Below are 207 nucleotides of genomic sequence, written 5' to 3' on the forward strand. Positions count from 1 at the left end.
AGTGAAGACAAATAAGCGTATGGCAACTAACCAAGGTTTTTGGTTGTCATCAAGAAGGGTTAATTCTTGATAACTGTTTGCCGGACTCAATTGTGAATCAATGTAAACATTGATTCGAATACAAGACACTTGAATGTGTTTGTTGTGTTTATCTAATGAAAGATAAACATTGAGAACTTTTAAATTTGATTGAATTACTCGTAAGTA

Annotated in this window: 1 protein-coding gene; it reads right to left on the bottom strand. The window is 31.9% G+C overall.

From position 1 onward, the window contains the following. A partial coding sequence (locus IQO02_RS22125; protein WP_228006033.1) for a hypothetical protein occupies positions 1–207 on the bottom strand: 207 nt, incomplete at both ends.

The organism is Vibrio sp. OPT24 (assembly GCF_015163545.1).
Lineage (GTDB): Bacteria > Pseudomonadota > Gammaproteobacteria > Enterobacterales > Vibrionaceae > Vibrio > Vibrio cyclitrophicus.